Origin of the sequence: Streptomyces sp. WM6372 (assembly GCF_001279655.1) — a bacterium.
GTDB lineage: Bacteria > Actinomycetota > Actinomycetes > Streptomycetales > Streptomycetaceae > Streptomyces.
The window spans coordinates 25,806-51,122 of sequence record NZ_LGDB01000226.1; the positions used below are offsets into that span (position 1 = coordinate 25,806).

27 protein-coding genes are annotated in these 25,317 nt (G+C 72.0%); 19 read left to right on the forward strand and 8 right to left on the reverse strand.

Annotation, left to right across the window (positions count from 1 at the left end):
* Nucleotides 1-20: 20 nt before the first annotated feature.
* The 3 genes from ADK52_RS32685 to ADK52_RS32695 form a co-directional block, all read right to left on the reverse strand.
* On the reverse strand, nucleotides 21-524 hold the full coding sequence (locus ADK52_RS32685) for a hypothetical protein (RefSeq protein WP_053693480.1): 504 nt from the start codon (nucleotides 522-524) through the stop codon (nucleotides 21-23).
* 162 nt (nucleotides 525-686) lie between these two features.
* Nucleotides 687-1,316, reverse strand: coding sequence for a response regulator (locus tag ADK52_RS32690; RefSeq protein WP_053693481.1), 630 nt, complete (start codon nucleotides 1,314-1,316; stop codon nucleotides 687-689).
* Nucleotides 1,313-2,605, reverse strand: a complete 1,293-nt coding sequence (locus ADK52_RS32695; protein ID WP_053693482.1) for a sensor histidine kinase — start codon at nucleotides 2,603-2,605, stop codon at nucleotides 1,313-1,315. Before ADK52_RS32695 ends, ADK52_RS32690 begins: the two co-directional genes overlap by 4 nt.
* Nucleotides 2,606-2,739: 134 nt before the next feature.
* On the opposite strand from ADK52_RS32695, the gene ADK52_RS32700 reads away from it, so the two are divergent.
* Complete coding sequence (locus tag ADK52_RS32700; protein WP_053693514.1) at nucleotides 2,740-3,828, forward strand: ABC transporter permease; 1,089 nt, start codon at nucleotides 2,740-2,742, stop codon at nucleotides 3,826-3,828.
* Nucleotides 3,825-4,520: an ABC transporter ATP-binding protein gene (locus ADK52_RS32705; RefSeq protein ID WP_053693483.1), complete on the forward strand. Its 696-nt coding sequence runs from the start codon at nucleotides 3,825-3,827 to the stop codon at nucleotides 4,518-4,520. Before ADK52_RS32700 ends, ADK52_RS32705 begins: the two co-directional genes overlap by 4 nt.
* 79 nt (nucleotides 4,521-4,599) lie before the next feature.
* Here the strand turns inward: ADK52_RS32705 and ADK52_RS32710 are convergent, their stop codons facing one another.
* The gene (locus ADK52_RS32710; RefSeq protein ID WP_030155279.1) at nucleotides 4,600-5,403 is read right to left on the reverse strand and encodes an IclR family transcriptional regulator; all 804 of its coding nucleotides are present in this window, start codon (nucleotides 5,401-5,403) and stop codon (nucleotides 4,600-4,602) included.
* 328 nt (nucleotides 5,404-5,731) lie between these two features.
* Here ADK52_RS32710 and allB point away from each other — a divergent pair, with 328 nt between their 5' ends.
* Nucleotides 5,732-7,072, forward strand: a complete 1,341-nt coding sequence (gene allB / locus ADK52_RS32715) for an allantoinase AllB (RefSeq protein WP_053693484.1) — start codon at nucleotides 5,732-5,734, stop codon at nucleotides 7,070-7,072.
* 3 nt (nucleotides 7,073-7,075) lie between these two features.
* Nucleotides 7,076-8,188, forward strand: coding sequence for an allantoicase (gene alc, locus ADK52_RS32720; RefSeq protein WP_053693485.1), 1,113 nt, complete (start codon nucleotides 7,076-7,078; stop codon nucleotides 8,186-8,188).
* Nucleotides 8,189-8,359: 171 nt separating this feature from the next.
* On the opposite strand, the gene ADK52_RS32725 is transcribed toward alc, so the two are convergent.
* On the reverse strand, nucleotides 8,360-9,097 hold the full coding sequence (locus tag ADK52_RS32725) for a 3-oxoacyl-ACP reductase family protein (protein ID WP_053693515.1): 738 nt from the start codon (nucleotides 9,095-9,097) through the stop codon (nucleotides 8,360-8,362).
* A gap of 175 nt (nucleotides 9,098-9,272) precedes the next feature.
* Here ADK52_RS32725 and ADK52_RS32730 point away from each other — a divergent pair, with 175 nt between their 5' ends.
* The 3 genes from ADK52_RS32730 (at nucleotide 9,273) to ADK52_RS32740 (ending at nucleotide 12,273) form a co-directional block, all read left to right on the forward strand.
* Complete coding sequence (locus ADK52_RS32730) at nucleotides 9,273-9,893, forward strand: dihydrofolate reductase family protein (protein ID WP_053693486.1); 621 nt, start codon at nucleotides 9,273-9,275, stop codon at nucleotides 9,891-9,893.
* Between the two features lie 223 nt (nucleotides 9,894-10,116).
* Entirely contained in the window at nucleotides 10,117-11,031 is a 915-nt protein-coding gene (locus tag ADK52_RS32735) for a DMT family transporter (protein ID WP_053693487.1), read from the forward strand.
* A 48-nt stretch (nucleotides 11,032-11,079) separates the two neighbouring features.
* Nucleotides 11,080-12,273: a cytochrome P450 family protein gene (locus tag ADK52_RS32740; protein ID WP_107090232.1), complete on the forward strand. Its 1,194-nt coding sequence runs from the start codon at nucleotides 11,080-11,082 to the stop codon at nucleotides 12,271-12,273.
* A 56-nt stretch (nucleotides 12,274-12,329) separates the two neighbouring features.
* Here ADK52_RS32740 and ADK52_RS32745 read toward each other — a convergent pair whose 3' ends face one another.
* A complete protein-coding gene (locus tag ADK52_RS32745; protein ID WP_053693488.1) occupies nucleotides 12,330-13,334 on the reverse strand; it encodes a Gfo/Idh/MocA family oxidoreductase in 1,005 nt (334 codons plus the stop codon).
* Between the two features lie 220 nt (nucleotides 13,335-13,554).
* Here ADK52_RS32745 and ADK52_RS32750 point away from each other — a divergent pair, with 220 nt between their 5' ends.
* The 12 genes from ADK52_RS32750 (at nucleotide 13,555) to ADK52_RS32805 (ending at nucleotide 23,624) form a co-directional block, all read left to right on the forward strand.
* A complete protein-coding gene (locus ADK52_RS32750; RefSeq protein ID WP_053693489.1) occupies nucleotides 13,555-14,535 on the forward strand; it encodes a sugar ABC transporter substrate-binding protein in 981 nt (326 codons plus the stop codon).
* On the forward strand, nucleotides 14,532-15,563 hold the full coding sequence (locus tag ADK52_RS32755) for an ABC transporter permease (protein ID WP_053693490.1): 1,032 nt from the start codon (nucleotides 14,532-14,534) through the stop codon (nucleotides 15,561-15,563). Before ADK52_RS32750 ends, ADK52_RS32755 begins: the two co-directional genes overlap by 4 nt.
* Nucleotides 15,563-16,441, forward strand: a complete 879-nt coding sequence (locus tag ADK52_RS32760) for an ATP-binding cassette domain-containing protein (RefSeq protein ID WP_053693491.1) — start codon at nucleotides 15,563-15,565, stop codon at nucleotides 16,439-16,441. The genes ADK52_RS32755 and ADK52_RS32760 overlap by 1 nt, the downstream gene beginning before the upstream one ends.
* Before the next feature lie 16 nt (nucleotides 16,442-16,457).
* Nucleotides 16,458-17,687 (forward strand): ROK family glucokinase, encoded by a 1,230-nt coding sequence (locus ADK52_RS32765; protein ID WP_053693492.1) that lies wholly within the window; start codon nucleotides 16,458-16,460, stop codon nucleotides 17,685-17,687.
* Complete coding sequence (locus ADK52_RS32770; protein ID WP_053693493.1) at nucleotides 17,684-18,271, forward strand: hypothetical protein; 588 nt, start codon at nucleotides 17,684-17,686, stop codon at nucleotides 18,269-18,271. Before ADK52_RS32765 ends, ADK52_RS32770 begins: the two co-directional genes overlap by 4 nt.
* A 48-nt stretch (nucleotides 18,272-18,319) precedes the next feature.
* Nucleotides 18,320-18,952, forward strand: a complete 633-nt coding sequence (locus tag ADK52_RS32775) for an MBL fold metallo-hydrolase (protein ID WP_053693494.1) — start codon at nucleotides 18,320-18,322, stop codon at nucleotides 18,950-18,952.
* Between the two features lie 30 nt (nucleotides 18,953-18,982).
* The gene (locus ADK52_RS32780; RefSeq protein ID WP_053693495.1) at nucleotides 18,983-19,771 is read left to right on the forward strand and encodes an exodeoxyribonuclease III; all 789 of its coding nucleotides are present in this window, start codon (nucleotides 18,983-18,985) and stop codon (nucleotides 19,769-19,771) included.
* A gap of 68 nt (nucleotides 19,772-19,839) precedes the next feature.
* Complete coding sequence (locus tag ADK52_RS32785) at nucleotides 19,840-20,280, forward strand: DUF6278 family protein (protein WP_053693496.1); 441 nt, start codon at nucleotides 19,840-19,842, stop codon at nucleotides 20,278-20,280.
* A 107-nt stretch (nucleotides 20,281-20,387) separates the two neighbouring features.
* The gene (locus tag ADK52_RS32790) at nucleotides 20,388-21,131 is read left to right on the forward strand and encodes an amino acid ABC transporter ATP-binding protein (RefSeq protein WP_053693497.1); all 744 of its coding nucleotides are present in this window, start codon (nucleotides 20,388-20,390) and stop codon (nucleotides 21,129-21,131) included.
* Between the two features lie 11 nt (nucleotides 21,132-21,142).
* Nucleotides 21,143-22,081: a glutamate ABC transporter substrate-binding protein gene (locus tag ADK52_RS32795; protein WP_053693498.1), complete on the forward strand. Its 939-nt coding sequence runs from the start codon at nucleotides 21,143-21,145 to the stop codon at nucleotides 22,079-22,081.
* A gap of 17 nt (nucleotides 22,082-22,098) precedes the next feature.
* The gene (locus ADK52_RS32800; protein ID WP_053693499.1) at nucleotides 22,099-22,743 is read left to right on the forward strand and encodes an amino acid ABC transporter permease; all 645 of its coding nucleotides are present in this window, start codon (nucleotides 22,099-22,101) and stop codon (nucleotides 22,741-22,743) included.
* Nucleotides 22,740-23,624: an amino acid ABC transporter permease gene (locus ADK52_RS32805; RefSeq protein WP_053693500.1), complete on the forward strand. Its 885-nt coding sequence runs from the start codon at nucleotides 22,740-22,742 to the stop codon at nucleotides 23,622-23,624. Before ADK52_RS32800 ends, ADK52_RS32805 begins: the two co-directional genes overlap by 4 nt.
* Before the next feature lie 36 nt (nucleotides 23,625-23,660).
* On the opposite strand, the gene ADK52_RS32810 is transcribed toward ADK52_RS32805, so the two are convergent.
* Nucleotides 23,661-23,960, reverse strand: coding sequence for a hypothetical protein (locus ADK52_RS32810; protein WP_053693501.1), 300 nt, complete (start codon nucleotides 23,958-23,960; stop codon nucleotides 23,661-23,663).
* On the reverse strand, nucleotides 23,894-25,132 hold the full coding sequence (locus ADK52_RS32815) for an Ig-like domain-containing protein (protein ID WP_420714973.1): 1,239 nt from the start codon (nucleotides 25,130-25,132) through the stop codon (nucleotides 23,894-23,896). Before ADK52_RS32815 ends, ADK52_RS32810 begins: the two co-directional genes overlap by 67 nt.
* Nucleotides 25,133-25,317: the final 185 nt, after the last annotated feature.

Here is a 25,317-nt window from a genome sequence, read left to right on the forward strand (position 1 = left end):
ACGGGACGTTGACGACACGCCTAGACGGCCCGGGCCGGGTTGCGGACGGTGCGGAAGTAAACGTTGGCCGCCGGACGGAACATCAGGAACACAGCCGTGAGGACGGCAGCCACGTGGACGGCCCGGCTGGCGCCGAAGACCAGGTCGAGGGCGTCGGCCCCTTGGAGCGCAGCCGCCGTCGACCCGCCGTCGAGGAGGTACCCGAGGGGCTGGGCGACCATGGAGGCAGTGCCGAGGACACCGAGGCCGATGGCGAGGGTGATCCGGGCCCAGCGGGTGCCGGTGCGCATCCGGCGGGCGATGAGGACGGCGGCGGTGAACACGGTGAGGCGGACGGCGAGCCCGACGCCGATCTCGGCGGCCGAGCCGGTCCCGTCGGCCGCCATGCGGCCGACGGCGAGGGCGGTCTCCAAGGCGCCGGCCGCGACCGCGGTGAGCCACAGGGCGTAGGCGGTGCGGACGGCCGACGGCGGGGCGGTCGGGCCCGGCGTGGCGGTGGGGGCAGGCCTGGCGGTGGTGTGCACGAGGGCTCGCTCTCTGGTCGGGAGTCGGTACGCCCCATGCTTCCGGGCCGGTATACCGGGCACCCGCCTGCCGCCCGGTGTGTCCGCGCGGGGGGTAGCCCCACCCTGCGGGGCAGTCCCGGGGGAGCGCTGTCTCCCGGCGAGCGCCGGCACCCGCGGAGGCTACGGAGTGCGGATCAGGCGGCGGGTGGCGGCCGTGGCCACCGCCGAGGTGCGGGAGTCGACGCCGAGCTTGGCGTAGATGTGGACCAGGTGGGATTTGACCGTGGCCTGGCTCAGGAAGAGCTCCTTCGAGATCTGCTGGTTGGACAGGCCGTCCGCAACCAGCTGGAGCACCTCCAGCTCCCGCTTCGTCAGCGCCTCCGCCGGCATCCGCATGCGGTCCATCAGGCGCAGGGCGACCGCCGGGGCCAGCGCAGACTGGCCCGCCGCCGCCGTGCGGACCGCCGCCGCCAGCTCCTCCGGCGGGGCGTCCTTCAGCAGGTAGCCCGAGGCGCCCGCCTCCACCGCCGCCAGGATGTCCGCGTCCGTGTCGTACGTGGTCAGCACCAGGACCCGGGGCGCCCCGGGCCGGGCCGTGATCGCCGCCGTCGCCGCCGAGCCGTGCATGCCCGTCCCGAACCGGAGGTCCATCAGGACCACGTCCACCGGCTCGGAGGCGGCCAGTTCCACCGCCCGCTCGGCGGTGGCGGCCTCCGCGACCACCGCGAAGTCCGGCTCGGTGTCCAGCACCGCGCGCAGCCCGGCCCGGACCACCGGGTGGTCGTCGGCCAGCAGCAGGCGGATCGTCATCGGGATGCCTCCAGGGGCAGCGGCAGGGTGACGGCCACGGCGGTGCCCTGGCCCGGCGCGGACTCCACGGTGAACAGCCCGCCCAGCGTCTCGGCCCGCGAGCGCATCGCGGGCAGCCCGAACCCGCCCTCGCCGGAGGGGGCCGAGGAGGGGTCGAAGCCGGTCCCGTCGTCGACGACGTCCAGGGTCACCGAGGCGTCCATGAAGGTGAGGGTGATCTCGGCGCGGTCCGCGCGGGCGTGCCGGACGACGTTGGCCAGTGCCGACTGGGCGACCCGGAGCAGGGCGACCTCGTACGGGGTGGGCAGGACCCGGGGCGCGCCGCTCAGGCAGAACCGGACGCGCGGCCCCGGCGCGGCCGTGCACAGCCGCTCCAGCGCGGCCGCGAGGGACCCGTGCTCCAGATCGGGCGGGGTGAGCGCCCGTACGAACCGCCGCGCCTCGGCGAGGTTCTCCTGGGCGGCCTCCCGGGCCTGCGCGATGTGCGCGAGGGCCGCGGCCCGGGGGCCGGCGGAGCCGCCCGGCTCCGGGCCCGCGGCGTCAGGGCGATCCGGGTCCGGCGCGTCCGGTGCGTCGGGTGCGGGGGGCGCGGCCTCGGCGAGGGAGCGTTCCGCCGCGCGGAGCAGGAGCTGGATCGAGGACAGGCCCTGGGCCAGGGTGTCGTGGATCTCGCGGGCCAGGCGCTCCCGCTCCGCCAGGATCCCGGCGTTCCGCTCGGCCGCGGCCAGTTCGGCCCGGGTGGCGATGAGCTCCTCGATCAGCTCGCGACGCCGCTCGCTCTCGCGGTACAGCGCCTGGTAACCCAGTACGGTCGCCACCGCCACGGCCCCGCCGAGCAGCGGTCCGAGGAAGGCCCCCGGCGAGACCGCGCCGCTCTGCGCGTGCGCCAGGAAGCCGCCGATCGCCGCGCACGCCGTCACCGCGACGGCCGCGATGCCCCAGCGCAGCCGCAGCAGGTGCAGCTCCAGGAAGTACAGCGGGAACGCGATCCACAGCCCGTCGGGGGAGAGGACCAGCAGCCCCGCCCAGGCCGCGCCCAGCCCGGCCAGCCACACCGCCCCGGCGCGCGGCGAGCGGCGCACCGAGGGTGCCCGTACGCCCCCCGCGTACACCGCGGCCAGCACCGCGCAGGCGGCGACCACCCGGCCGGCCTCCGGCGCGGAGTCGGTGACGGCCCGCCCGGCGGCCAGCGCGAGCAGCCCGAACAGCAGCGCGTGCAGGCACAGGCGCAGCACGCGCGAGACGGGGGTGAGGGGACGCGGAGCGGGGGATTCAAGAGCAGTGGCCATGGCCCGACCAGCCTAAGCGGGGGTCGGCGGGGCCCGGTCAATCGAAAGTTTGATGTCCGGATGCGTCGTTCGATACCAGGATCGCTACCGTGGCGCGATGCCTTGTGTCCACGCCGGAGACCAGGGTGGGGATCATGTTCGTCGCATGGAGAGATCTACGGTTCGCGAAGGGCCGCTTCGCCCTCATGGGCTCGGTCGTACTGCTGATCACGCTGCTGGTCGGCCTGTTGTCCGGGCTCACCGCCGGCCTGGCCCGGGAGAACGTCTCGGCCGTCACCGGACTGCCCGCCGGCCACCTCGCCTTCGCCGCGCCCGCCGGGGACCAGAAGGTGTCCTTCACCAACTCCCAGGTGTCCGAGAAGGCCTGGCGGGCCTGGCGGGCGCAGCCCGGAGTGAAGTCGGCCGAACCGCTCGGCATCCGCACCACCAACGCGTCGGCGGGCGCCCGCACCGCCGCGGTCTCCGTCTTCGGCGTCGACCCGGCCGGCCCCCTCCCGCCGCGCGGCAGCGGTCTCGCCCAGGGGCAGGTGGTCCTCACCGAGAAGGCCGCCAAGGAGCTCGGCGCTCTGACCGCGGGCGGCAAGCTGAAGATCGGCCCGCTGGAACTGACCGTGGCCGCCGTCTCCGGCACCGCCGCCTACAGCCACACCCCGGTCGTCTGGATGGATCTCAACGACTGGCAGCGCATCGGCAACCCCGGCACCTCCATCGACACCCTCGCCACCGTGATCGCGCTCGACACCGCCGGTTCGGCGGACCTCGCCGCCGGCGACGAGGCGGCCGGCACCTCGGCCCGGACCATCGACGAGGCACTCGGCGCCATAGGGTCCTACCAGGCCGAGAACGGCTCGCTCCAGCTCATGCGCGGCTTTCTCTTCGCCATCTCGGCCCTGGTCATAGGGGCCTTCTTCACCGTGTGGACGATCCAGCGCAGCGCGGACATCGCCGTACTGAAGGCACTGGGCGCCTCCACCCCGTACCTGCTGAAGGACGCCCTCGGCCAGGCCGTCGTCATGCTCGCGATCGGCACCGGGCTCGGTACGGCGCTCGCCGCCGGCGTCGGCGTGCTGATCAGCGGGGGCAACGTCCCCTTCGTCCTCGACACGGCGACCGTGCTGGTGCCCGCCGCGATCATGATCGCGCTCGGCGCGCTGGGCGCGGCCCTGTCCATCCGGCGGATCACCGCCGTCGACCCCCTGACCGCCCTCGGGAGCGCCCGATGACCCTGCTCGTGCACGACGTCACGCTCACCTACCCGGACGGCGAGAGCCGGCTCACCGCCCTCGACCGGGTCCGCCTGGAGGTGCCCGCGGGCACCCTGACCGCGGTGATCGGGCCCTCCGGCTCCGGCAAGTCCAGCCTGCTGGCCGTCGCCGCCACCCTGGTCACCCCGGATTCCGGGCGGGTGGTGGTGGCCGGCCAGGACACCGCCCGGCTGAGCGCGGCCGAGAAGTCGGCCCTGCGCCGCGAGAAGATCGGCATCGTCTTCCAGCAGCCGAACCTGCTGGCCTCGCTCACCGCCGCCGAGCAGCTCCAGGTGATGGCCCACCTCTCGGGCCGCCCCTCGCGGGCGCTGCGCCGCCGGGCGCTGGACCTGCTGGACGCGGTGGGGCTGGCCGACAAGGCCGACAAGCGGCCCCACCAGCTCTCCGGCGGCCAGCGCCAGCGGGTCAACATCGCCCGCGCCCTGATGAACGAGCCGGCCGTGCTCCTGGTCGACGAGCCGACGAGCGCCCTGGACCACGAGCGGGGGGCGGCCGTCCTCGACCTGCTGGTCACCCTGACCCGCGAGCGCTCCACCGCGACCGTGCTGGTCACCCACGACCATGCCCATCTGGAGCGGATGGACCGGACGGCGACGATGGCCGACGGCTGTCTGACGGACTCCGAGTCCGAGCGGGTCCCGGCCGCCTGAGCGCCCGCGCCCGTACGTACGCCAAGGCCCCGGCCCCCTCGCGGCGGAGGGGGCCGGGGCCTTCACGTACGGACGGAAGCTACGCGGGGCTCTGGCTCTGCAGCGCCACCGACAGCTCGGCCGCGACGTTCTGCAGGATCGGCACGAAGGACTCGGCCACGGCCTCGGTCACCCGGCCCGCCGGACCCGAGATGGAGATCGCGGCGGCGGTCGGCGAGTTCGGCACCGACACGGCCAGGCAGCGGACTCCTATCTCCTGCTCGTTGTCGTCGACCGCGTAGCCCGCCTTGCGGACCTGCTCCAGGGCCTCCAGGAACCCCTCCGGCGTGGTGATGGTCTTCTCGGTCGCGGCCGGCATCCCGGTGCGCGCCAGCAGCGCCCGTACCTCGTCGGCGGGCGTGTACGCGAGCAGCGCCTTGCCCACGCCGGTGGAGTGCGGCAGCACGCGGCGGCCGACCTCGGTGAACATGCGCATGGAGTGCTTGGACGGCACCTGGGCGACGTAGACGATCTCGTCCCCGTCGAGCAGGGCCATGTTCGCCGTCTCGCCGGTCTCCTCGACCAGGCGGGCGAGGTAGGGCCGGGCCCAGGTCCCCAGCAGGCGCGACGCGGACTCGCCGAGGCGGATCAGCCGGGGGCCGAGGGAGTACCGTCGGTTGGGCTGCTGCCGGACGTAGCCGCATGCCACCAGGGTGCGCATGAGGCGGTGGATGGTGGGCAGCGGCAGACCGCTGGCGGTGGAGAGCTCGCTGAGGCCGACCTCGCCCCCGGCATCGGCCATGCGTTCAAGCAGATCGAAGGCGCGCTCAAGGGACTGAACGCCACCGCTGGCGGCGGTGGGCTTCGCGGAAGCGTCGGTGGTGCTGGCGCTGGACGTCGGCACGGCGCGGTCCTTTCGGTGCTGGCAGGCAAGGAAGCAGCCTACCGGTCGGTCGGCGTCGGCCCTAGAGCCGGGTCGAAGCCGTCCCCGCCGGTCAGAGGGGGTTTGTCCGGGTCGCGGACCTCCTCGGGAAGTTACCCGTCCGCCCCCGGTGGTGGTAGCTACATTCTGGATAGTGAAATCTTAATTCCATCCTGTGGAAACATCCAATTGCGGCACCGGTGTGTCGGTGCTCTGTCCGGCCGCTCTTGACGGGCCCCGGATCGGCGGCGAGACTCCGTCAACAGAACGTTGAATTTCGCTCTGTGGAAGTAGATGGGGAGGTTCCGGCGTGTCCGACGACGTGGAACTGGTACTGCGCTCGACTCGCGTCATCACCCCCGGGGGGACGCGCGCCGCTTCGGTCGCCGTCGCCGCCGGGAAGATCGTCGCCGTACTGCCGCACGACGCCGAGGTACCGGCCGGCGCCCGGTTCGAGGACTTCGGGGACGACGTCCTGCTCCCCGGCCTGGTCGACACCCACGTGCACGTGAACGACCCGGGCCGCACCGAGTGGGAGGGCTTCTGGACGGCCACCCGCGCCGCCGCGGCCGGGGGCATCACCACGATCCTCGACATGCCGCTGAACTCCCTGCCGCCGACCACCACGGTCGACCACCTCCGCGTCAAGCAGGAGGTCGCCCGGACCAAGGCGCACGTGGACGTCGGCTTCTGGGGCGGCGCCCTGCCGGACAACGTCAAGGACCTGCGCCCGCTGCACGACGCCGGCGTCTACGGCTTCAAGTGCTTCCTGTCGCCCTCCGGCGTCGACGAGTTCCCCGAGCTCGACCAGGAGCGGCTGGCGACCTCCCTCGCCGAGATCACCGGCTTCGGCGGCCTGATGATCGTGCACGCCGAGGACCCGCACCACCTGGACTCCGCCCCGGCCGTCCCCGGACCCAAGTACGCCGACTTCCTGGCCTCCCGCCCGCGCGACGCCGAGAACACCGCGATCGGCAACCTGATCGCCCAGGCGAAGCGGCTGGACGCGCGCGTCCACGTACTGCACCTGTCCTCCTCCGACGCGCTGCCGCTGATCGCCGCCGCCAAGGCCGAGGGCGTCCGGATCACCGTCGAGTCCTGCCCGCACTACCTCACCCTCACCGCCGAGGAAGTGCCGGACGGCGCGAGCGAGTTCAAGTGCTGCCCGCCCATCCGCGAGGCCGCCAACCAGGACCTCCTGTGGGACGCGCTCGCCGACGGCACCATCGACTGCATCGTCTCCGACCACTCGCCCTCCACGGCGGACCTGAAGACGGACGACTTCGCCACCGCGTGGGGCGGCATCTCCTCGCTCCAGCTCGGCCTGCCCGCCATCTGGACCGAGGCCCGGCGCCGCGGACGCACCCTCGAGGACGTCGTGCGCTGGATGTCCGCCGCCCCGGCCGCGCTCGCGGGCCTCGCCGACAAGGGCGCGATCGAGGCCGGCCGCGACGCCGACTTCGCCGTGCTGGCCCCCGAAGAGACCTTCACCGTGGATCCCGCGGAACTGCACCACCGCAACCGGGTCACGGCGTACGCGGGCAAGACCCTGCACGGCGTCGTGAAGTCCACCTGGCTGCGCGGCAGGCAGATCGCCGACCACGGCACCCCGACCGAGCCCACGGGCCGACTCCTCGAAAGGCAGAACTGACCAGTGGCGATTCCTTCCTTCACCGGTAACGCGAACCCGTACGGAGGCGGCGACCCGTACGCCGACTACCGCACCGCGGACTTCCCGTTCACCCAGCACGCGAACCTCGCCGCGCGTCAGCTCGGCGCGGGCGTCCTCGCCGCCAACGACGAGTTCTTCGCCCAGCGCGAGAACCTGCTCGTCGAGGAGGCCGCGCACTTCGACCCCGAGCACTTCGGCCACAAGGGCAAGGTCATGGACGGCTGGGAGACCCGCCGCCGGCGCGGCGTCTCGGCCGGGCAGCCCTGGCCGACCGCCGAGGACCACGACTGGGCGCTGATCCGCCTCGGCGCCCCCGGCGTCATCCGCGGCATCGTCGTCGACACCGCCCACTTCCGCGGCAACATGCCGCAGGCCGTCTCGGTGGAGGCCACCTCCGTCGAGGGCTCCCCGACCGCGCAGGAGCTCCTCTCCGACGACGTGAAGTGGACGACCCTCGTACCGCGCACCCCCGTCGGCGGCCACGCGGCCAACGGCTTCGAGGTCGACGTGGAGCAGCGCTTCACGCACCTGCGCCTGAACCAGCACCCGGACGGCGGCATCGCCCGCCTGCGCGTCTACGGCGAGGTCCGCCCCGACCCGAAGTGGCTCGCCGCGCTCGGCACCTTCGACGTCGTCGCCCTGGAGAACGGCGGCTCCGTCCAGGATGCCTCCAACCGCTTCTACTCCCCGCCGACCAACACCATCAACCCGGGCCGCTCCCGCAAGATGGACGACGGCTGGGAGACCGCCCGCCGCCGCGACGACGGCAACGACTGGATCCGCTACCAGCTGGTGGCCGACTCCGAGATCCGCGCCGTCGAGATCGACACCGCCTACCTCAAGGGCAACTCGGCCGGCTGGGCCTCACTGTCCGTCAAGTCCGGCGAGGAGGGCGAGTGGACGGAGTTCCTGCCGCGCACCCGCCTGCAGCCCGACACCAACCACCGCTTCGTACTGGACGCCCCGGCGGTCGGCACCCACGTGCGGATCGACATCTTCCCGGACGGCGGCTTCTCCCGCCTGCGCCTGTACGGCTCGCTGACGGAGACCGGCGCGGCCGCGCTGACCGCCCGCCACCAGGAGCTGGGCGGCTGACGCCGTCCCCGTGACTGCCCCGGGGGCCGACACCCCCGGGGCCCGCACGCCCCGACGGGGCGCACCGCAGCAGCGGCGCGCCCCGTCGGCGCATCCGGGTGCCGGACGCGCGCCCGGCACCCGCGCGCCCGGCACCCGCGCCCCGGCGCCCGGCGCCCGCGCCTGCGGCCGCTACGCCGCGTGGCCGCCGTCCACCGCGAACTCGGCGCCCGTCACATAAGCGGCGTCCGGGCCCGCGAGGAAGGACACCAGGCCCGCCACCTCCTGTGCGGTGCCGAAGCGCCCGAGGGCCGTCAGCGCGCTCTGCGCGGCGGCGTGGGGGCCGTCCGCCGGGTTCATGTCGGTGTCCACCGGGCCCGGGTGCACGAGGTTCGCGGTGATGCCGCGCCCGCCGAGCTCCCGCGCCAGCGCCTTGTTCAGGCCGGTCAGCGCGGCCTTGCTCATCGCGTACAGGGTGCCGCCCGGGCCGGGGACCCGCGAGGTCATGCAGCTGCCGATGGTGACGATCCGGCCGCCGGAGCCCATCCGCGCGGCCGCGGCCCGGGTGGTCAGGAACACGCCGCGCACGTTGACCGCCAGTACCCGGTCCACATCGGCCGGGGTCAGGGCCTCCAGCGGCCCGAGCACGCCGATGCCGGCGTTGTTGACCAGGGTGTCGATCCGCCCCAGGCCCCGTACGGTCTCCTCCACCGCGGCGACCGCCCGTGCCGGATCGCCCACATCGGCCCGGACCGCCAGGGCGCGCCGGCCGAGCGCCTCGATCCGGCCCACGACCTCGGCCGCGGTCTGCGCGCCGTGGACGTACGTGAGGGCGACGTCGGCCCCGTCCTGCGCCAGGCGCAGGGCGGTGGCCGCCCCGATCCCGCGGCCGCCGCCGGTCACCAGTGCCACCGTGCCACTGCTGCTCATGGTCTTCTCCCCGCTCTCGTCCGACAAGTCGTTGCGGGTTCAATGAAACGAGCGGCGAGGGGCGCGCGCTGGCGGGAATCGGACGTCGCGTTCGTGCGCGTCGCCCCGATGAGTTCCGGGGCGCCCGGGAGTCTGAACACGTGCAGCAGACACCGGACACAAGGAGCGCAGAACCATGGGCAAGCTGACCCTCACCACCTTCGTGACCCTCGACGGCGTCATGCAGGCTCCCGGCGGACCGGAGGAGGACCCCAGCGGCGGGTTCGCGTACGGCGGCTGGCTGGTCCCGTTCAGCGACGAGGGCATGGGGGCGTTCATGAACGAGGTGTTCGACCGGGCCGGTGCCTTCCTGCTCGGGCGCCGCACGTACGAGATCTTCGCCGACTACTGGCCGAAGGTGACCGACCCCACGCACCCGATCGCGAGCCGGCTCAACGGGCTGCCGAAGTACGTCGCCTCGACCACGCTCACGGAACCGGCCTGGGCCGGGACCACGGTCATCGACGGCGAACACCTCCAGGCCGAGATCATGCGGGTCAAGGACGCGCTGGAGGGGAGCCGGGAACTCCAGGTGCACGGCAGCGGGGCGCTGGCCCAGTGGCTGCTGGCGCGGGACCTCGTGGACGAGCTGAACCTGCTGGTGTTCCCCGTCTTCCTGGGCGCCGGGCAGCGGCTGTTCCCCACGGGCGGGCTGCCGACGGCCTGCGAGCTGGCCGCGTCGCGCACGACGCCGAACGGCACGGCCATCCTCACCTACCGCCCGACGGGCCGGGCCACCTTCGGCACCTTCGTCTGACCCGGCCACCGCCCACCGGGGCCGGAGCGGGCGGCCCCCGGAGGACGGCCCCCGGAGGACGGTCCCCGGAGGGCGGCGACCGGAGGCGGCCACCGGGCCGGCCCGCCCCGGCCCCGGCCGGCGGTGAAACCGCTCGACCGCCATGATCGGCTCCGGTACGGTGAGCCGCGCCCGAGGGAGCCGCCGCAGTCTCCACCCGCTTCACGCCGATGGAGAGTCCCTGGTGAGCTCGCCCGCCCTGCTCGCACGCACCGCCGCCCCCCGCCGCGCCTGGCTCGCCGACCTGCCGGTCCTGGCCGTCGCCGTCGTCTGGGGCGCCAGCTATCTCGCGGCCAAGGGCATCACCACGGCCCCCACCGTGATCGCCGTCCTCGTCCTGCGCTTCGCGCTCGTGCTGCCCGTGCTCGCCGTCGCCGGGTGGCAGCGGCTGCGGGCGCTCACCGCCCGGCAGCTGTCCGGTGCGGGCGTGCTGGGCCTCGTACTCGGCGGGATCTTCCTGCTGGAGACGTACGGGGTCGTCCACACCTCCGCCACCAACGCCGGGCTGATCATCAGCCTGACCATGATCTTCACCCCGCTCGCCGAGGCCGCCGTACGGCGCGAGGCCCCCTCGGGCGCGTTCCTCGCGGGCGCCGCGGCCTCCGTCGCCGGTGTCGTCCTGCTCACGCAGGGCGCCGGGTTCACCGTCCCCGGCGCCGGCGACCTGCTCATCCTCGGCGCGGCCCTCGCCCGCACCCTGCACGTCCTGCTGATGGCGCGGATCAAGGCCGTCCAGGACGCCGACTCGCTGTCGCTGACCACCGTTCAGCTCGGCGGCGCCGTCCTCGTCTTCGCCGTACTGGCCGCCGTACCCGGCACGGGCGACAGCCCCTGGGCGGCGGCCGCCGCCTTCGGGCCCGCCGAGTGGGCGGGGCTCGCCTTCCTCTCCGTCTTCTGCACGCTCTTCGCGTTCTTCGTGCAGATGTGGGCCGTACGCCGCTCCTCGCCCTCCCGCGTCAGCCTGCTGCTCGGGACCGAACCCCTGTGGGCGGCCGCCGTCGGCATCGTCATCGGCGGCGAACACCTCGGCGCGGCCGGGTTCGCGGGCGCCGCGCTCGTCCTCGGCGGCACCGCCTGGGGCCGCCGGGCCGTGGCGTGACCGGAAATCGATGGTTCCAGCACCGAGCGGTCACATTAATGTGACCGCATGCCACAACCGGACATCAGCGTGAACGACGCGGACTTCCACGCAGACCCCTACTCCTTCTACGCCCGGCTGCGCGCCGCGGGCCCGGTGCACGAGGTCGAGGTCACGGCCGCCGAGTACGCGCCCACGTTCCTGGTCGTCGGGTACGAGGAGTCCCGCCAGGCACTCAACCACCCCGGTCTGCTGAAGAACTGGACGAGCAGCGAGGTCCTGCCGGGCATCGCGACCACCGCCGCCAACAGCAACATGCTGGAGGCCGACCCGCCGCACCACACCCGGCTGCGCCGTCTGGTCGCCCGCGAGTTCACCCTGCGCCGCGTGCAGGCCATGCGCCCCCGCGTCCAGCAGATCACCGACGAACTGCTCGACGCGATGGCCGCCCGCCCGCAGCGCACGGCCGACCTGATCAAGGCCCTCGCCTTCCCGCTGCCCATGACCGTCATCGGCGAACTCCTCGGCGTCCCCGACCTGGACCGCGAGCGCTTCGGTTACTGGTCCAAGGAGGTCCTCGCGCCCACCTCCGTCACGCCGAGCACCACCGCGCACCAGAAGCTCGGCGACTACCTCGCGGAGCTCGTCGAGGCCAAGGCCAAGGACCCCGGCGAGGACCTGCTCAGCGCCCTCATCCGGACCCGCGACGAGGACGGCGACGCGCTGTCGCCCAACGAGCTGATCGGCATGGCCTTCCTGCTGCTGATCGCCGGCCACGAGACCACCGTCAACCTCATATCCAACGGCACGCGCGCCCTGCTGGCCCACCCGGACCAACTGGCCGCCCTGCGCGCCGACTACGACGGCCTGCTCGACGGAGCCGTCGAGGAGATGCTCCGCTACGACGGCCCGGTGCAGAACACCACCTACCGCTACGCCCGCGCGGACATGGAGCTCGGCGGCACCGCCATCCCGGCCGGGGCCACCGTCCTCGTCTCGCTGGCCGGAGCGGACCGCGACCCCGGGCGGTACGAGGCCCCCGACGCGTTCGACATCCGGCGCGCCCCGCAGGGCCACCTCGCCTTCGGGCACGGGCTGCACTTCTGCATCGGCGCCCCGCTCGCCCGCATGGAGGGCCGCATCGCGCTCCGCGGCCTGCTGGAGCGCTTCCCGGACCTGGCCGAGGACCCGGCCGAGGAGGCGCCGACGTACATCGGGGGCAGCCTGATCCGCGGCGTGACCCGGCTCCCGGTGCGCTGGTAACCCCGCCCGTGGCCGATTCCGTACCACCCCCGCCCGCCCCACCGGCGCCCCTGCAGCTACAGGTCCGGGAGCTCCGCCATCCGGACCGGGCGCCGCTCACGCCGCGACACCTCGCACGCCTCCGCGATCCGCAGCGCGGCCAGCGCCTCCCGGCCGTCGCACGGATTGGGGCCGTCGCCGCGCACCAGCCGGACGAAGGCCGCCAGCTCGGCCTCGTACGCGGGGGCGAACCGCTCCAGGAAGCCCGTCCAGGGCTTGCTCGCCGGGGGCGGGCCGTGCGGTTCGGTCGAGGCGATCGGCGTACGGTCGTCCAGCCCCGAGGAGACCTGGTCGAGCTCCCCGGCCAGCTCCATCCGCACGTCGTACCCGGCGCCGTTGCAGCGGGTGCCCGTACAGGTGGCCAGGGTCCCGTCGTCCAGGGTGAGGACGGCGACGGCGGTGTCCACGTCGCCGAGCTCACGGAAGACCGCCGGACCCGCGTCGGAGCCGGTCGCGAACACCTCGGTCACCTCGTGCCCGGTCACCCAGCGGACCATGTCGAAGTCGTGCACCAGGCAGTCCCGGTACAGGCCTCCCGACGTCGCCAGGTACGCGGCGGGCGGCGGAGCCGGATCGGCGGTCATCGTCCGTACGGTGTGCAGCCGCCCCAGGGCTCCGGAGCGCACCAGTTCCCGCGCGGTGCGGCAGCCCGCGTCGAAGCGGCGCATGAAGCCCAGCTGGAGCACCCCGTCCGCGGCGGCCACCTCGCGCAGCACGGCCAGCGTCCGGGCGAGATCGGTGGCCAGGGGCTTCTCGCAGAACACCGGGAGCCCGCCGCGGACCGCCCGCAGGACCAGCTCGGCGTGCCCGTCGGTGGCGCAGGCCACGACCACGGCGTCCACGCCCCAGGTGAAGACCTGCTCCACGGACGGGGCGGCGGTCGCCCCCAGCCGGTCGGCGAGGCGCGCCGCCCGCGCGGGATCGGCGTCGGCGAGCAGCAGCGAGCCGGCGTCCGGGTGGCGGGCCAGTGCCGCCGCGTGGAAGGAGCCGATCCGGCCCGTTCCGATCACCCCGATGCGCATGCAATCAACCTGACCCCCTCACCGGGGGCTGTCAATCCGCCCGACAGTACCCGTATGGCCCAGATGGGCTCGAAGGCCCCGATGACCGCACATGGTCCACTGTGGCGGATACTGAGCGGCTGGAACCGTAATGACCGCTTTGGCAGCAGCGGACCGCACAAGACACAGGACGAGGGAAGGGCACGCAGACGTGGCTAGGGTTCGGACAGGGGTACGCGTCGTGGGCGCCGTGCTCGCGGCGGTACTGGGGGCCTCCCTCGTGGGCTGCAGCAGCACGGGCGGCAAGCGTGCCGAGGAGCGGGCGAAGGCCGCCCAGGCGGGCCGGCCCGCCGTGTCCACCCCGCGCTGGACCTTCGCGATGGTCACGCACGCGGGAGACGGCGACACCTTCTGGGACATCGTCCAGAAGGGCGCCAAGGAGGCCGCCGCGAAGGACAACATCAACTTCGTCTACGCCCACGACGACCAGGCTCAGCAGCAGGCCCAGTTCGTGCAGAACGCCATCGACCAGAAGGTCGACGGGATCGTGGTGAGCCTGGCCAAGCCCGAGGCGCTCAAGGACGTCATCGGCAAGGCGGTCAAGGCCGGAATCCCGGTGATCACGGTCAACTCCGGATCCGCGCAGTCGGCCGAGTACGGGGCCCTCACCCACATCGGCCAGGACGAGCAGATCGCCGGCGAGGCGGTGGGAGCCGAGCTGACCAAGCGCGGCAAGAAGAAGGCCGTCTGCGTCCTGCACGAGCAGGGCAACGTCGGCCACGAGCAGCGCTGCGCCGGGGCGAAGAAGACCTTCGGCGGGACCATGGAGAACCTGTACGTCGAGGGCACCAACATGCCCTCCGTCCAGGCGGCCATCCAGGCGAAGCTCCAGGCCGACCCCTCCGTCGACGCGATCGTCACCCTCGGCGCCCCCTTCGCTCCGACGGCGGTCAAGGCGAAGGACGCGGCGGGCAGCAAGGCCGAGGTCGACACCTTCGACCTCAACGCGTCCGTCGCCCGCGACCTCAAGTCCGGCGCCCTCGGCTTCGCCGTCGACCAGCAGCCCTACCTCCAGGGTTACGAGGCCATCGACCTGCTCTGGCTCTACCGCTACAACGCGAACGTGCTCGGCGGCGGCCGCCCGGTGCTGACCGGACCTCAGATCGTGACGGCCGACGAGGCCGGCAAGCTGGAGGAGTTCATCAAGCGGGGCAGCCGATGAGCACGGCAACGGCCGTCGACGAACGGCTCGCCCCCACCTCGCTGGTCCGCAAGCTGCTCGGCCGCCCCGAGCTCGGCGCGGTCGTCGGCGCGGCCGCCGTCTTCGTCTTCTTCTCCATCGCCGCGCCCAGCTTCCTCCAGGCCTCCAGCCTGAGCACGGTCCTCTACTCGGCCTCCACCATCGGGATCATGGCCTGCCCGGTCGCCCTGCTGATGATCGGCGGCGAGTTCGACCTCTCCGCCGGCGTCATGGTCACCACCTCGGCGCTGGTCAGCTCGATGTTCAGCTACCAGATGACCGCCAACGTGTGGGTGGGCGTGGGGGTGTCCCTGCTGGTCACCCTGGCCATCGGCTTCTTCAACGGGTTCATGCTGACCCGTACCAAGCTGCCCAGCTTCATCATCACGCTCGGCACCTTCCTGATGCTGACGGGCCTGAACCTCGGCTTCACCAAACTGATCAGCGGCTCCGTCTCGACGAAGACCATCGCCGACATGGAGGGCTTCGACTCCGCCCGCGCGCTCTTCGCCTCGCAGTGGAACGTCGGTTCGGTCACCCTCAAGGTCACCATCCTGTGGTGGCTGGCCCTGGTCGCCGTCGCCACCTGGATCCTGCTGCGCACCCGCGCCGGCAACTGGATCTTCGCGGTCGGCGGCGGGGCGGACGCGGCCCGCGCGACCGGCGTCCCCGTCGTCAAGACCCGGATCGGCCTCTACATGGGCGTCGCCCTGTGCGCCTGGATCTCCGGGCAGCACATCCTCTTCTCGTTCGACGTCGTCCAGTCGGGCGAGGGCGTCGGCAACGAGTTCCTCTACATCATCGCGGCCGTCATCGGCGGCTGCCTGATGACCGGCGGCTACGGCTCCGCCATCGGCTCGGCCGTCGGCGCCTTCATCTTCGGCATGACCAGCAACGGCATCGTGTACGCCCAGTGGAACCCGGACTGGTTCAAGTTCTTCCTCGGCGCAATGCTCCTGCTGGCGACGCTGCTCAACGCATGGGTCCGCAAGCGGGCGGAGGCGAAGTGATGACCAAGGCCGTGTCCGCGACCCCGTACGAGAAGTCCTCCGTGACGGCGCTCGTGAAGATGAGCGACGTCAGCAAGTTCTACGGCAACATCCGGGCCCTCCAGGGGGTCTCCCTGGAGGTGCACGCCGGCGAGATCACCTGCGTCCTCGGTGACAACGGCGCCGGCAAGTCCACCCTCATCAAGATCATCGCGGGGCTGCACCGGCACGACGCCGGCCGCTTCGAGATCGAGGGCGAGGAGACCGTGCTCGCCAACCCGCGCGCCGCCCTCGACCACGGCATCGCCACCGTCTACCAGGACCTGGCCGTCGTCCCGCTCATGCCCGTCTGGCGGAACTTCTTCCTCGGCTCCGAGCCCACCAAGGGCCGCGGCCCCCTCCGCCGCCTCGACGTGGAGTTCATGCGCGAGACCACCCGCGCCGAGCTGCTGCGCATGGGCATCGACCTGCGCGACGTGGACCAGCCGATCGGCACCCTGTCCGGCGGCGAGCGGCAGTGCGTGGCCATCGCCCGCGCCGTCTACTTCGGGGCGAAGGTCCTCGTCCTCGACGAGCCGACCGCCGCCCTCGGAGTCAAGCAGTCCGGCGTGGTCCTCAAGTACGTCGCCGCGGCCCGGGACGCGGGCCTCGGCGTGGTCCTGATCACCCACAACCCGCACCACGCCTACTTGGTCGGCGACCGGTTCGTGCTGCTCAAGCGCGGCACGATGGCCGGCAGCCACACCCGTGACTCGATCACCCTGGACGAGCTCACCCGGCAGATGGCGGGCGGCTCCGAGCTGGACGAGCTGAGCCACGAACTGGAGCGGGTGGCAGAATCAGGACCGGACCACCCGTCCGGAGCAGCCGATCCGGCGTCCGGCACCACCGCACCCTGAGGGACGACACGACTCGATGAGCACGTACCGGGACTTTGCGCTCACCCACCGGGGGTCGGCGCGAGGCACCGTCCTGCGGACCATCGGGACCCGTGAGCGCCGGTCGCACCTGACCGCCCCGCGCGTCCCGACCGTCGGCATCGACATCGGCGGCACCAAGGTGATGGCCGGCGTCGTCGACGCCGACGGGGTCATCCTGGAGAAGATCCGCACCGAGACCCCCGACAAGTCCAAGAGCCCCAAGGTCGTCGAGGACACCATCGTCGAGCTGGTGCTCGACCTGTCCGACCGGCACGACGTCCACGCCGTGGGCATCGGCGCGGCCGGCTGGGTCGACGCCGACCGCTCCCGGGTGCTCTTCGCACCCCACCTGGCCTGGCGCGACGAGCCGCTGCGCGACGCGCTCCAGTCCCGGCTCGCGGTCCCGGTCATGGTGGACAACGACGCCAACACCGCCGCCTGGGCGGAATGGCGCTTCGGCGCCGGGCGCGGCGAGGACCACCTCGTCATGATCACGCTCGGTACCGGCATCGGCGGTGCGATCCTCGAAGGCGGCCAGGTCAAGCGCGGCCGCTTCGGGGTCGCCGGCGAGTTCGGCCACATGCAGGTCGTCCCCGGCGGCCACCGCTGCCCGTGCGGCAACCGCGGCTGCTGGGAGCAGTACAGCTCCGGCAACGCCCTGGTCCGCGAGGCCCGCGAGCTGGCCGCCGCCGACTCCCCGGTCGCGCACGACATCATCGCCCGGGTCGGCGGCAACGTCGCGGAGATCACCGGGCCGCTCATCACCGAGCTGGCCCGTGAGGGCGACGCCATGTGCGTCGAGCTCCTGGAGGACATCGGCCAGTGGCTGGGCGTCGGCATCGCCAACCTCGCCGCCGCCCTCGACCCCTCCTGCTTCGTCATCGGCGGCGGCGTCAGCGCGGCCGACGACCTGCTGATCGGCCCGGCCCGGGACGCCTTCCGGCGCCACCTCACCGGCCGCGGCTACCGCCCCGAGGCCCGCATCGCCAAGGCCCAGCTCGGCCCCGAGGCCGGCATGGTCGGCGCCGCCGACCTGGCCCGGCTCGTCGCCCGACGCTTCCGCCGCGCCACGCGCCGGCGCGTCGAGCGGTACGAGCGCTACGCGCAGTGGGGCCTGATCGACTCCCCGGCCACCGCGGAGCGCAAGGCCGCCGAGCTGAAGGCCGCCGAGGCCGAGGCCGTGGACACGAAGCCCGCGGACCTCAAGGACGGGGAGACGCAGTGACACCGCCCTCCCTGCCCCACCAGGCGCCCGCCCCCGACGAGGGCGGCACGCCCGCCCCGGCCGAGGACCGCAAGCACGTCGTCCGGCGCCGCTGGATCACCGCGATCATCATCCTGTTGCTGGTGGGCGTACCCGCGGGCTACCTCGCCGTATCCGCCCGGCAGAGCCGCGAGAGCGGCCGCGACAAGGCCGCCAAGGTCGGCGCGACCAAGGTGCGCCCCGGCTGGCCCTCCAAGGTGCAGCGCAGCATCTACGAGGTGCCGATCCCGCCGAAGGCGTGGCGGGTCGGGTTCCTGGAGACCAACAACTGGCGCACCAGCCGGCTGTACGTGCAGTTCGCCGTCACCCCCGCCGACCTGGACACCTTCCTCGCCGACGTCGGCACCAGCCGCTCCGAGCTGACCCGCGAGGTCTCCGTCGGGGCGCACGACGCGGCGATCGCGGGCTGGAGCTGGGGCCCGCAGAACACCTGGTACGGCACCACCCTGGAGCAGCCGAACCCCCGCCCCACCCGGGACGTCACGGTCGACCTCACGGACCCGGCCAAGCCGAGGGTCTACGTGGTCTCCACCGCGACCCCGTAGCCGGGGGCGTTCGGCGGACCACGGCCGGACACCCCCTAGCCTTCTGCCATGAAGCTCACCAAGCGGCTGCACTCCTGTGTCCAACTGGAGAAGGACGGGCGCGTGCTCGTCATCGACCCGGGCGTCTTCAGCGAGCCCGACGCGGGGCTCGGGGCGGACGCCCTGCTCGTCACCCACGAGCACCCCGACCACTTCGACGAGGGCCGGCTGCGCGCCGCCCTCGACGCCAATCCGGAGTCCGCGCTCTGGACGCTGCGCAGCGTCGCGGAGCGGCTGGCCCCCGCCTATCCGGGCCGGGTGCACACCGTCGGCCACGGGGACGCCTTCAGCGCCGCCGGCTTCGAGGTCCAGGTCCACGGCGAGCTGCACGCCGTGATCCACCCGGACATCCCGCGGGTCACCAATGTCGGCTTCCTCGTGGAGGGTTCGCTCTTCCACCCCGGTGACGCGCTGACCGTCCCCGAGGTGCCCGTGGACACCCTGATGCTCCCGGTGCACGCACCCTGGAACAAGGTCTCCGAGGTGATCGACTACCTGCGCGAGGTCAAGCCGCGCCGGGCCGTCGACATCCACGACGCCTACCTCTCGGACATCGCCCGGCCGATCTACGACAACGTCCTCGCGGCCCTCGGCGGCACCGACCACGGGCGGCTCGCCGCCGGGGACGCCGCCCAGCTGTGACGGTCGGTGCCGGGCGGTAGGTTGGACGGCATGCGTATCGCCACGTTCAACGTCAACTCGATCACCGCCCGGCTGCCCCGTCTGCTGGCCTGGCTGGAGAGCTCCGGCACGGATGTCGTGTGCATCCAGGAGACCAAGTGCTCCGAGGAGCAGTTCCCGCGCGAGCAGCTGCGCGAGCTGGGCTACGAGTCGGCCGTCAACGCCACCGGCAGGTGGAACGGGGTGGCCCTGATCTCCAAGGTCGGCCTGGAGGACGTGGTCAAGGGCCTGCCCGGCGGGCCCGACTACGAGGGCGTCGAGGAGCCCCGGGCGATCTCCGCCACCTGCGGCGGCGTGCGCCTGTGGTCGGTGTACGTGCCGAACGGGCGCGAGGTCGAGCACGACCACTACGGGTACAAGCTGGACTGGTTCCGCGCGCTGACCGCCGCCGTCGCCGAAGACGCGGCCGGCCCGCGCCCGTTCGCGGTGCTCGGCGACTACAACGTGGCCCCGACCGACGAGGACGTGTACGACCCGGCGGTCTTCGCGGGCCTGACCCACGTGACCCCCGCCGAGCGCGCCGCCCTGGAGGCACTGCGTGCCGCGGGGCTCTCCGACGTGCTGCCGCGCCCGCTCAAGTACGACCGGCCGTACACGTACTGGGACTACCGCCAGCTCGCCTTCCCCAAGAACCGGGGCATGCGCATCGACCTGGTCTACGGGAACGAGCCCTTCACCAAGGCCGTCACCGACGCCTACGTCGACCGCGAGGAGCGCAAGGGCAAGGGAGCCTCGGACCACGCGCCGGTGGTCGTGGACCTGACGCTCGACACCCCCTAGCCGGCCGTGGCGGACGGATCCCGCGCGCCCTGTGGCCAGCGCGGGATCCTGGTGCCAGGCTGGGCGGTATGAACATCCCCTTCCTGGACAACTGGCTGAACCGGCACGAAACGGAACGGGGTGCGGGACTCGCCGCCGCCCTCGCGGACGACCCCGAGGGCGTCAACGAGTTGTTCTCGGAATGCGAGATGCTGCGCGTCCACGCGCGCGCGGCGGGGCTGGAACTCGACGAGAGCCCGGCCTCGTTGGAGGCGCTCGACCAGCTGATGCCCCGCTGGCGGCGGGACCCCGAGGTCGTGCCCTGGCTCGGCAACGACGCGGGCTTCTACCTCGGCACGGTGATCATCCGGACCACACTGGGCGCCGCCTGGCAGGTCTGGCCCAACGGCCAGCCGGTGATCCGCCTGGCCTCGGGCCGCGAGCTGAACGTGGTGGAGTCGGGGGTGTCGTGGGCGATGACGGGCTCCCCGGAACTCTCCCAGGCGTACGCCGAAGCCTCCGAAGGCTGACCCGATTGATCTTTATGTCGCCTTTAGGCGTGTCGAGCGGAAGTGCCCTTCCGTCGCTGGATAGTTTGCGCTGACCTCGACACTCCGACAGGTGGGCAGGGCAGCGTATGGCCGTCGATCCGTTGATCGAGCTGCGGGACGTCAACAAGCACTACGGGGCGTTGCACGTCCTCCAGGACATCAACCTCACCGTCGGCCGCGGCGAGGTGGTGGTGATCATCGGCCCGTCCGGTTCCGGGAAGTCGACCCTGTGCCGGACCATCAACCGCCTGGAGACCATCGAGTCGGGCACGATCCTGCTCGAGGGCAAGCCGCTGCCCGACGAGGGCAAGGAGCTGGCCGCCCTCCGCGCCGACGTGGGCATGGTCTTCCAGTCCTTCAACCTCTTCGCGCACAAGACCGTCCTCGCCAACGTCTCGCTCGCGCAGGTCAAGGTCAGGAAGCGCAAGAAGGACGAGGCCGACAAACGCTCCCGCGAGCTGCTCGGCCGCGTGGGCCTCGCCGACCAGGCCCCGAAGTACCCCGCCCAGCTCTCCGGCGGCCAGCAGCAGCGCGTCGCGATCGCCCGGGCCCTCGCCATGAACCCCAAGGCCCTGCTCTTCGACGAGCCCACCTCGGCCCTCGACCCGGAGATGATCAACGAGGTGCTGGAGGTCATGCGCCAGCTCGCCGCCGACGGCATGACGATGGTCGTGGTCACGCACGAGATGGGCTTCGCCCGCTCCGCCGCCAACCGCGTCGTGTTCATGGCCGACGGCAGGATCGTCGAGGACCGCACGCCGGAGGAGTTCTTCACCGCCCCGGAGAGCGAGCGGGCCAGGGACTTCCTCTCCAAGATCCTCAAGCACTGAGGGGCGGGCCGATGAAGCGCACCCCCGGCGCGCGCCCGCGCGCCCGCCTCCGTCTCCGCCTCCTACTCCTCGTCTCCGTCCTGCTGGCCCTCCTCGCCGGCTGCGGCAAGGAAGGCAGCCCCCCGGTCAAGGGCCCTCAACCCGAGGACCTGCCGGTCTACAAGGTCGCGAGCGGCTTCGAGCTGCCGCAGTCCCGTACCTGGGAGCGCGCCAAGCGGCGCGGCCGCCTCGTGGTCGGCGTCAAGGAGGACCAGCCGTACCTGGGCGAGAAGGACCCCGCGAGCGGCCGCTACTCCGGTTTCGACGTCGAGATCGCCAAGATGATGGCGGCCTCGCTCGGCTTCGACCCCAAGACGACCGAGTTCAAGACGATCGCCTCGGCCAACCGCGAGACGGCCCTGCAGAACGGCCAGATCGACTACTACGTCGGCACCTACACGATCAACGACAACCGCAAGAAGCAGGTCGGCTTCGCCGGCCCGTACTTCATGGCCGGCCAGTCCCTGCTCGTGCGCAAGAACGAGAAGGACATCAAGGGCCCCGACGACCTCGCCGGCAAGAAGGTCTGCTCCGCCGCCGGATCCACCCCCTACCAGCGGCTCCAGCGGGAGTACCCGCAGGCGGTCCTGGTCGCCTACGACACCTACTCGGCCTGCGTGGACAACCTCCTGACCTACCAGGTCGACGCCGTCTCCACCGACGACTCCATCCTCCTCGGCTACGCGGCCAAGGTCCCCGAGGAGCTCAAGGTCGTCGGCGCGCCCTTCTCCAAGGAGCCCTACGGCATCGGCGTACCGCGCAGCGACAACGCCCTGCGCTTCGCCCTCGACGACGCCCTGGAGGAGCAGGAGAAGAACGGGAACTGGAAGAAGGCGTACGAGGCCACGCTCGGCCTGTCCGGCGTACCCGCCCCGAAGCCGCCCGCCATCGACCGCTACCCGGCGAGCTGAGGGGAGAGCCCACCACCATGGACGTACTCACGCAGAACTTCCCGCTCTACTGGAAGGGTTTCCTCGGGACCGTCGAACTCACGGTCTACGCCTCGCTCCTCGCCCTGGTCCTCGGCTTCGTCATGGCCTCCTTCCGCGTCGCGCCCGTCGGCTCCTTCCGGGTGTTCGGCACGGTCTGGGTCACCGTGCTCCGCAACACCCCGCTCACCCTGCTCTTCTTCGCCGTGCTGCTGGGTCTGCCGCGCTTCGGGCTGGTCCTGCCGTTCCAGGTGTTCGCGGTCCTCACGCTGGGCTGCTACACCTCCGCCTTCATCTGCGAGGTGCTGCGCTCGGGCATCAACACCGTGCCCAAGGGCCAGGGCGAGGCCTCCCGCAGCCTGGGCATGAGCTTCACCCAGACCCTGGGCTCGGTGGTGCTGCCGCAGGCCTTCCGCAGCGTCATCCCGCCCATCGGCTCCACGCTGATCGCCCTCGCCAAGAACTCGGCGATCGCCGGCGCCTTCAGCGTCACCGAGCTGCTGGGCACGTACAAGACCCTCAGCGAGCTGGGCTACAACATCATCTGGACCTTCGTCTGGATCGCCGTCGGCTACCTGATCATCACCTTGTCCATCAGCGCGCTCTTCAACGTGCTGGAGAAGCGCTGGGGGATCGCCCGATGACCGCGCACGCGCTCCACGGGGAGCTGGAGTCCACCGCCCTCTACGACCTGCCCGGCCCGCAGGCCCGGCGCCGGCACTTCCTCTACGGGATCGCCTCCACGGTGGTGATCCTCGGACTGCTCGCCTGGATCCTCTACCTCCTCTTCGACACCGACCAGTTCACCTCCGCCAAGTGGAGCCCCTTCACGTACAAGGGCATCCAGGAACTGCTGCTCAAGGGGCTGGGGAACACCCTCAAGGCCTTCCTGTACGCCTCGGTGTTCTCGCTCGTGCTCGGCGCGGTGCTCGCGGCCGGGCGGCTCTCCGTGCACCGGCCGGTGCACTGGGCGGCCACCCTGTGCGTGGAGTTCTTCCGGGCCATGCCGGTGCTGGTGATGATCTTCTTCATCTTCGTCGCCCTGAAGGTCCAGCCGCTGCCGGCGCTGGTGGCGGGCCTGACCCTCTACAACGGCTCGGTGCTCGCCGAGGTCTTCCGTACGGGCATCAACTCCGTCGACCGGGGCCAGCGCGAGGCGGCGTACGCGCTCGGCATGCGCAAGACCCAGGTGATGACGTTCGTGCTCGCCCCGCAGGCGGTCCGGGCGATGCTGCCCACCATCATCAGCCAGCTGGTGGTGGCCCTGAAGGACACCTCGCTCGGCTACCTGATCACCTACGAGGAGTTCCTGCACGCGGGCAAGCTGATCGCCTCGAACCTCGACTACGACCTGCCGTTCATCCCCGTCGTGATGATCATCTCCCCGATCTACATCGGGATGTGCATGCTGCTCTCCTGGTTCGCCGGCTGGGTGGCGCGGTTCGAGCGGCGCAGCGTGAAGACCGAGGCGGTCGAGGTCGTCGAGCCCGATCCCGGAACGGTGCTGCCGGGCACGCAACGGTAGCTCCGAAGAGCCGCCCCGCCCGGCAGCAGCCGCAGATCACTGCTCGCGCAGCGGCACCGAGACGTACGAGGGATCGGTGCGCGGCGAGGAGAAGGTCAGCTGTGCGCCGGTGGGGTCGTGCTCGACGTAGAGGGGGTCGGCGGTGTCGATCCCGAGGGCGGGCCGGCGGCCCTCGGTGACGTCGTGGGCGGTGGGGGTGACGGCGGGTACCGCCCGGGCCTGGTGCGGGTCCGGGCCCAGGGCGGTTGAACGGGCGTCACGTGCGCGGATCAGCCGTTCTGGGGCGTGGCGCCGGCGCCGCCCGCGCCGCCGGCCAGGGCGCTCTTGGCCTTCCACTCGTCCCAGGACAGGTTCCACTCGCCGTAGCCGTTGCCGATGTCGGCCTTGCCCTTGGAGCCGTCGCCGGTGACCTCGACCACATCGCCCACCTGGGCCTCGGCGAACAGGGCCTTCGCGTCGGAGTCGCTCATGCCCACGCAGCCGGAGCTGGTGTTGGCCCGGCCGAAGTTGCCGCTGTTCCACGGGGCGGCGTGGATGTACATGCCCGACCAGGTCACCCGCATCGAGTAGTCGACCATCTTGTCGTAGGAGTCGCCCAGGCCCACCGTCTGGGAGTCCATCCGGATGGTGCCCTCCTTGGACATCAGCACCATCTTCCCGGACCAGGAGGCCTTCTGGCCGCCGGGGGTGCCCGCCGAGACCGGGATCGTCTTCACGGCCTGGCCGTCCTCGGTCACCGTCATCTTGTGCGTGTCGAGGTTCACCTGGAGCCGGCGGTCCTTGCCGATCTTGAACTCGGTGTTGTAGTCCTTGACGAACATCCCGCCGCCCTGGCCCGAGTCCACCCCGTTGAGGTTCATCTCGACCTTCACGTCGGTGCCGGACTTCCAGTACTCCTTCGGCCGCCAGTCCACCCGGTCGTTGCCGGTGTAGTCCTTGAACCAGCCCCAGGAGCCCTCGGTGTTGTTCGAGGTGGTGACCTTCAGGTGCTTCTCGACCTCGGCCTTGTTCTTCACCGGGTTGTCGAAGACGATCGAGACCGGCTGGGCGACGCCCACCACCGGGTTGGCCTTGCCCGGGTTGATCGTGACCTTGTTCACCTTGTCCGCGGCGACCGTCTTGAACTGGGCGCTCGCGCTCTGGCTGTCGGTGTTCTGCGCCTCGACCTTGTAGTCCGTGCCCGGCGAGGCGTTGCGCTCGGAGGTCCACGTCTTGCCGTCGTCGGCTATCTTCCCGGGCAGTTCGCCGCCCTTGCCGTCGGACACCTTCACCAGAGCCAGCTTCCCCTCGGCGAGGGTCACCTTCACCGGCTCGCCGGGCTTGGCCTGATCTCCCGTGAGGTTCACGGACATCGCCATGTCCGGCTTCTTCTTCGCGTCCGCAGTGCCGGAAGCGCCCGCGCTCCCGTTTCCGCCCGAGCCGCCGCAAGCGGTCAGCGCGGCGGCCATGAGTGCGGTCCCGGCCAGCATGGCGTGGCGACTGCGTGCGGTACGGCGTGTGCGGCTCAACGAAAACCCCTCCAAGTAATGATCGTTCGCAAATGGAGATGCGGACGGCACGACTGTAGGTTGCACAATCCGCCGAAAAGATCCGACTTTCGGTTGTGACGTGGACCGCAGCGAAACGGTCATCGTCCGGTCACAATCGCCGCGCACCCCGGTCACGGACTCCTGTGAGAGTCCTGTGCGTCCCG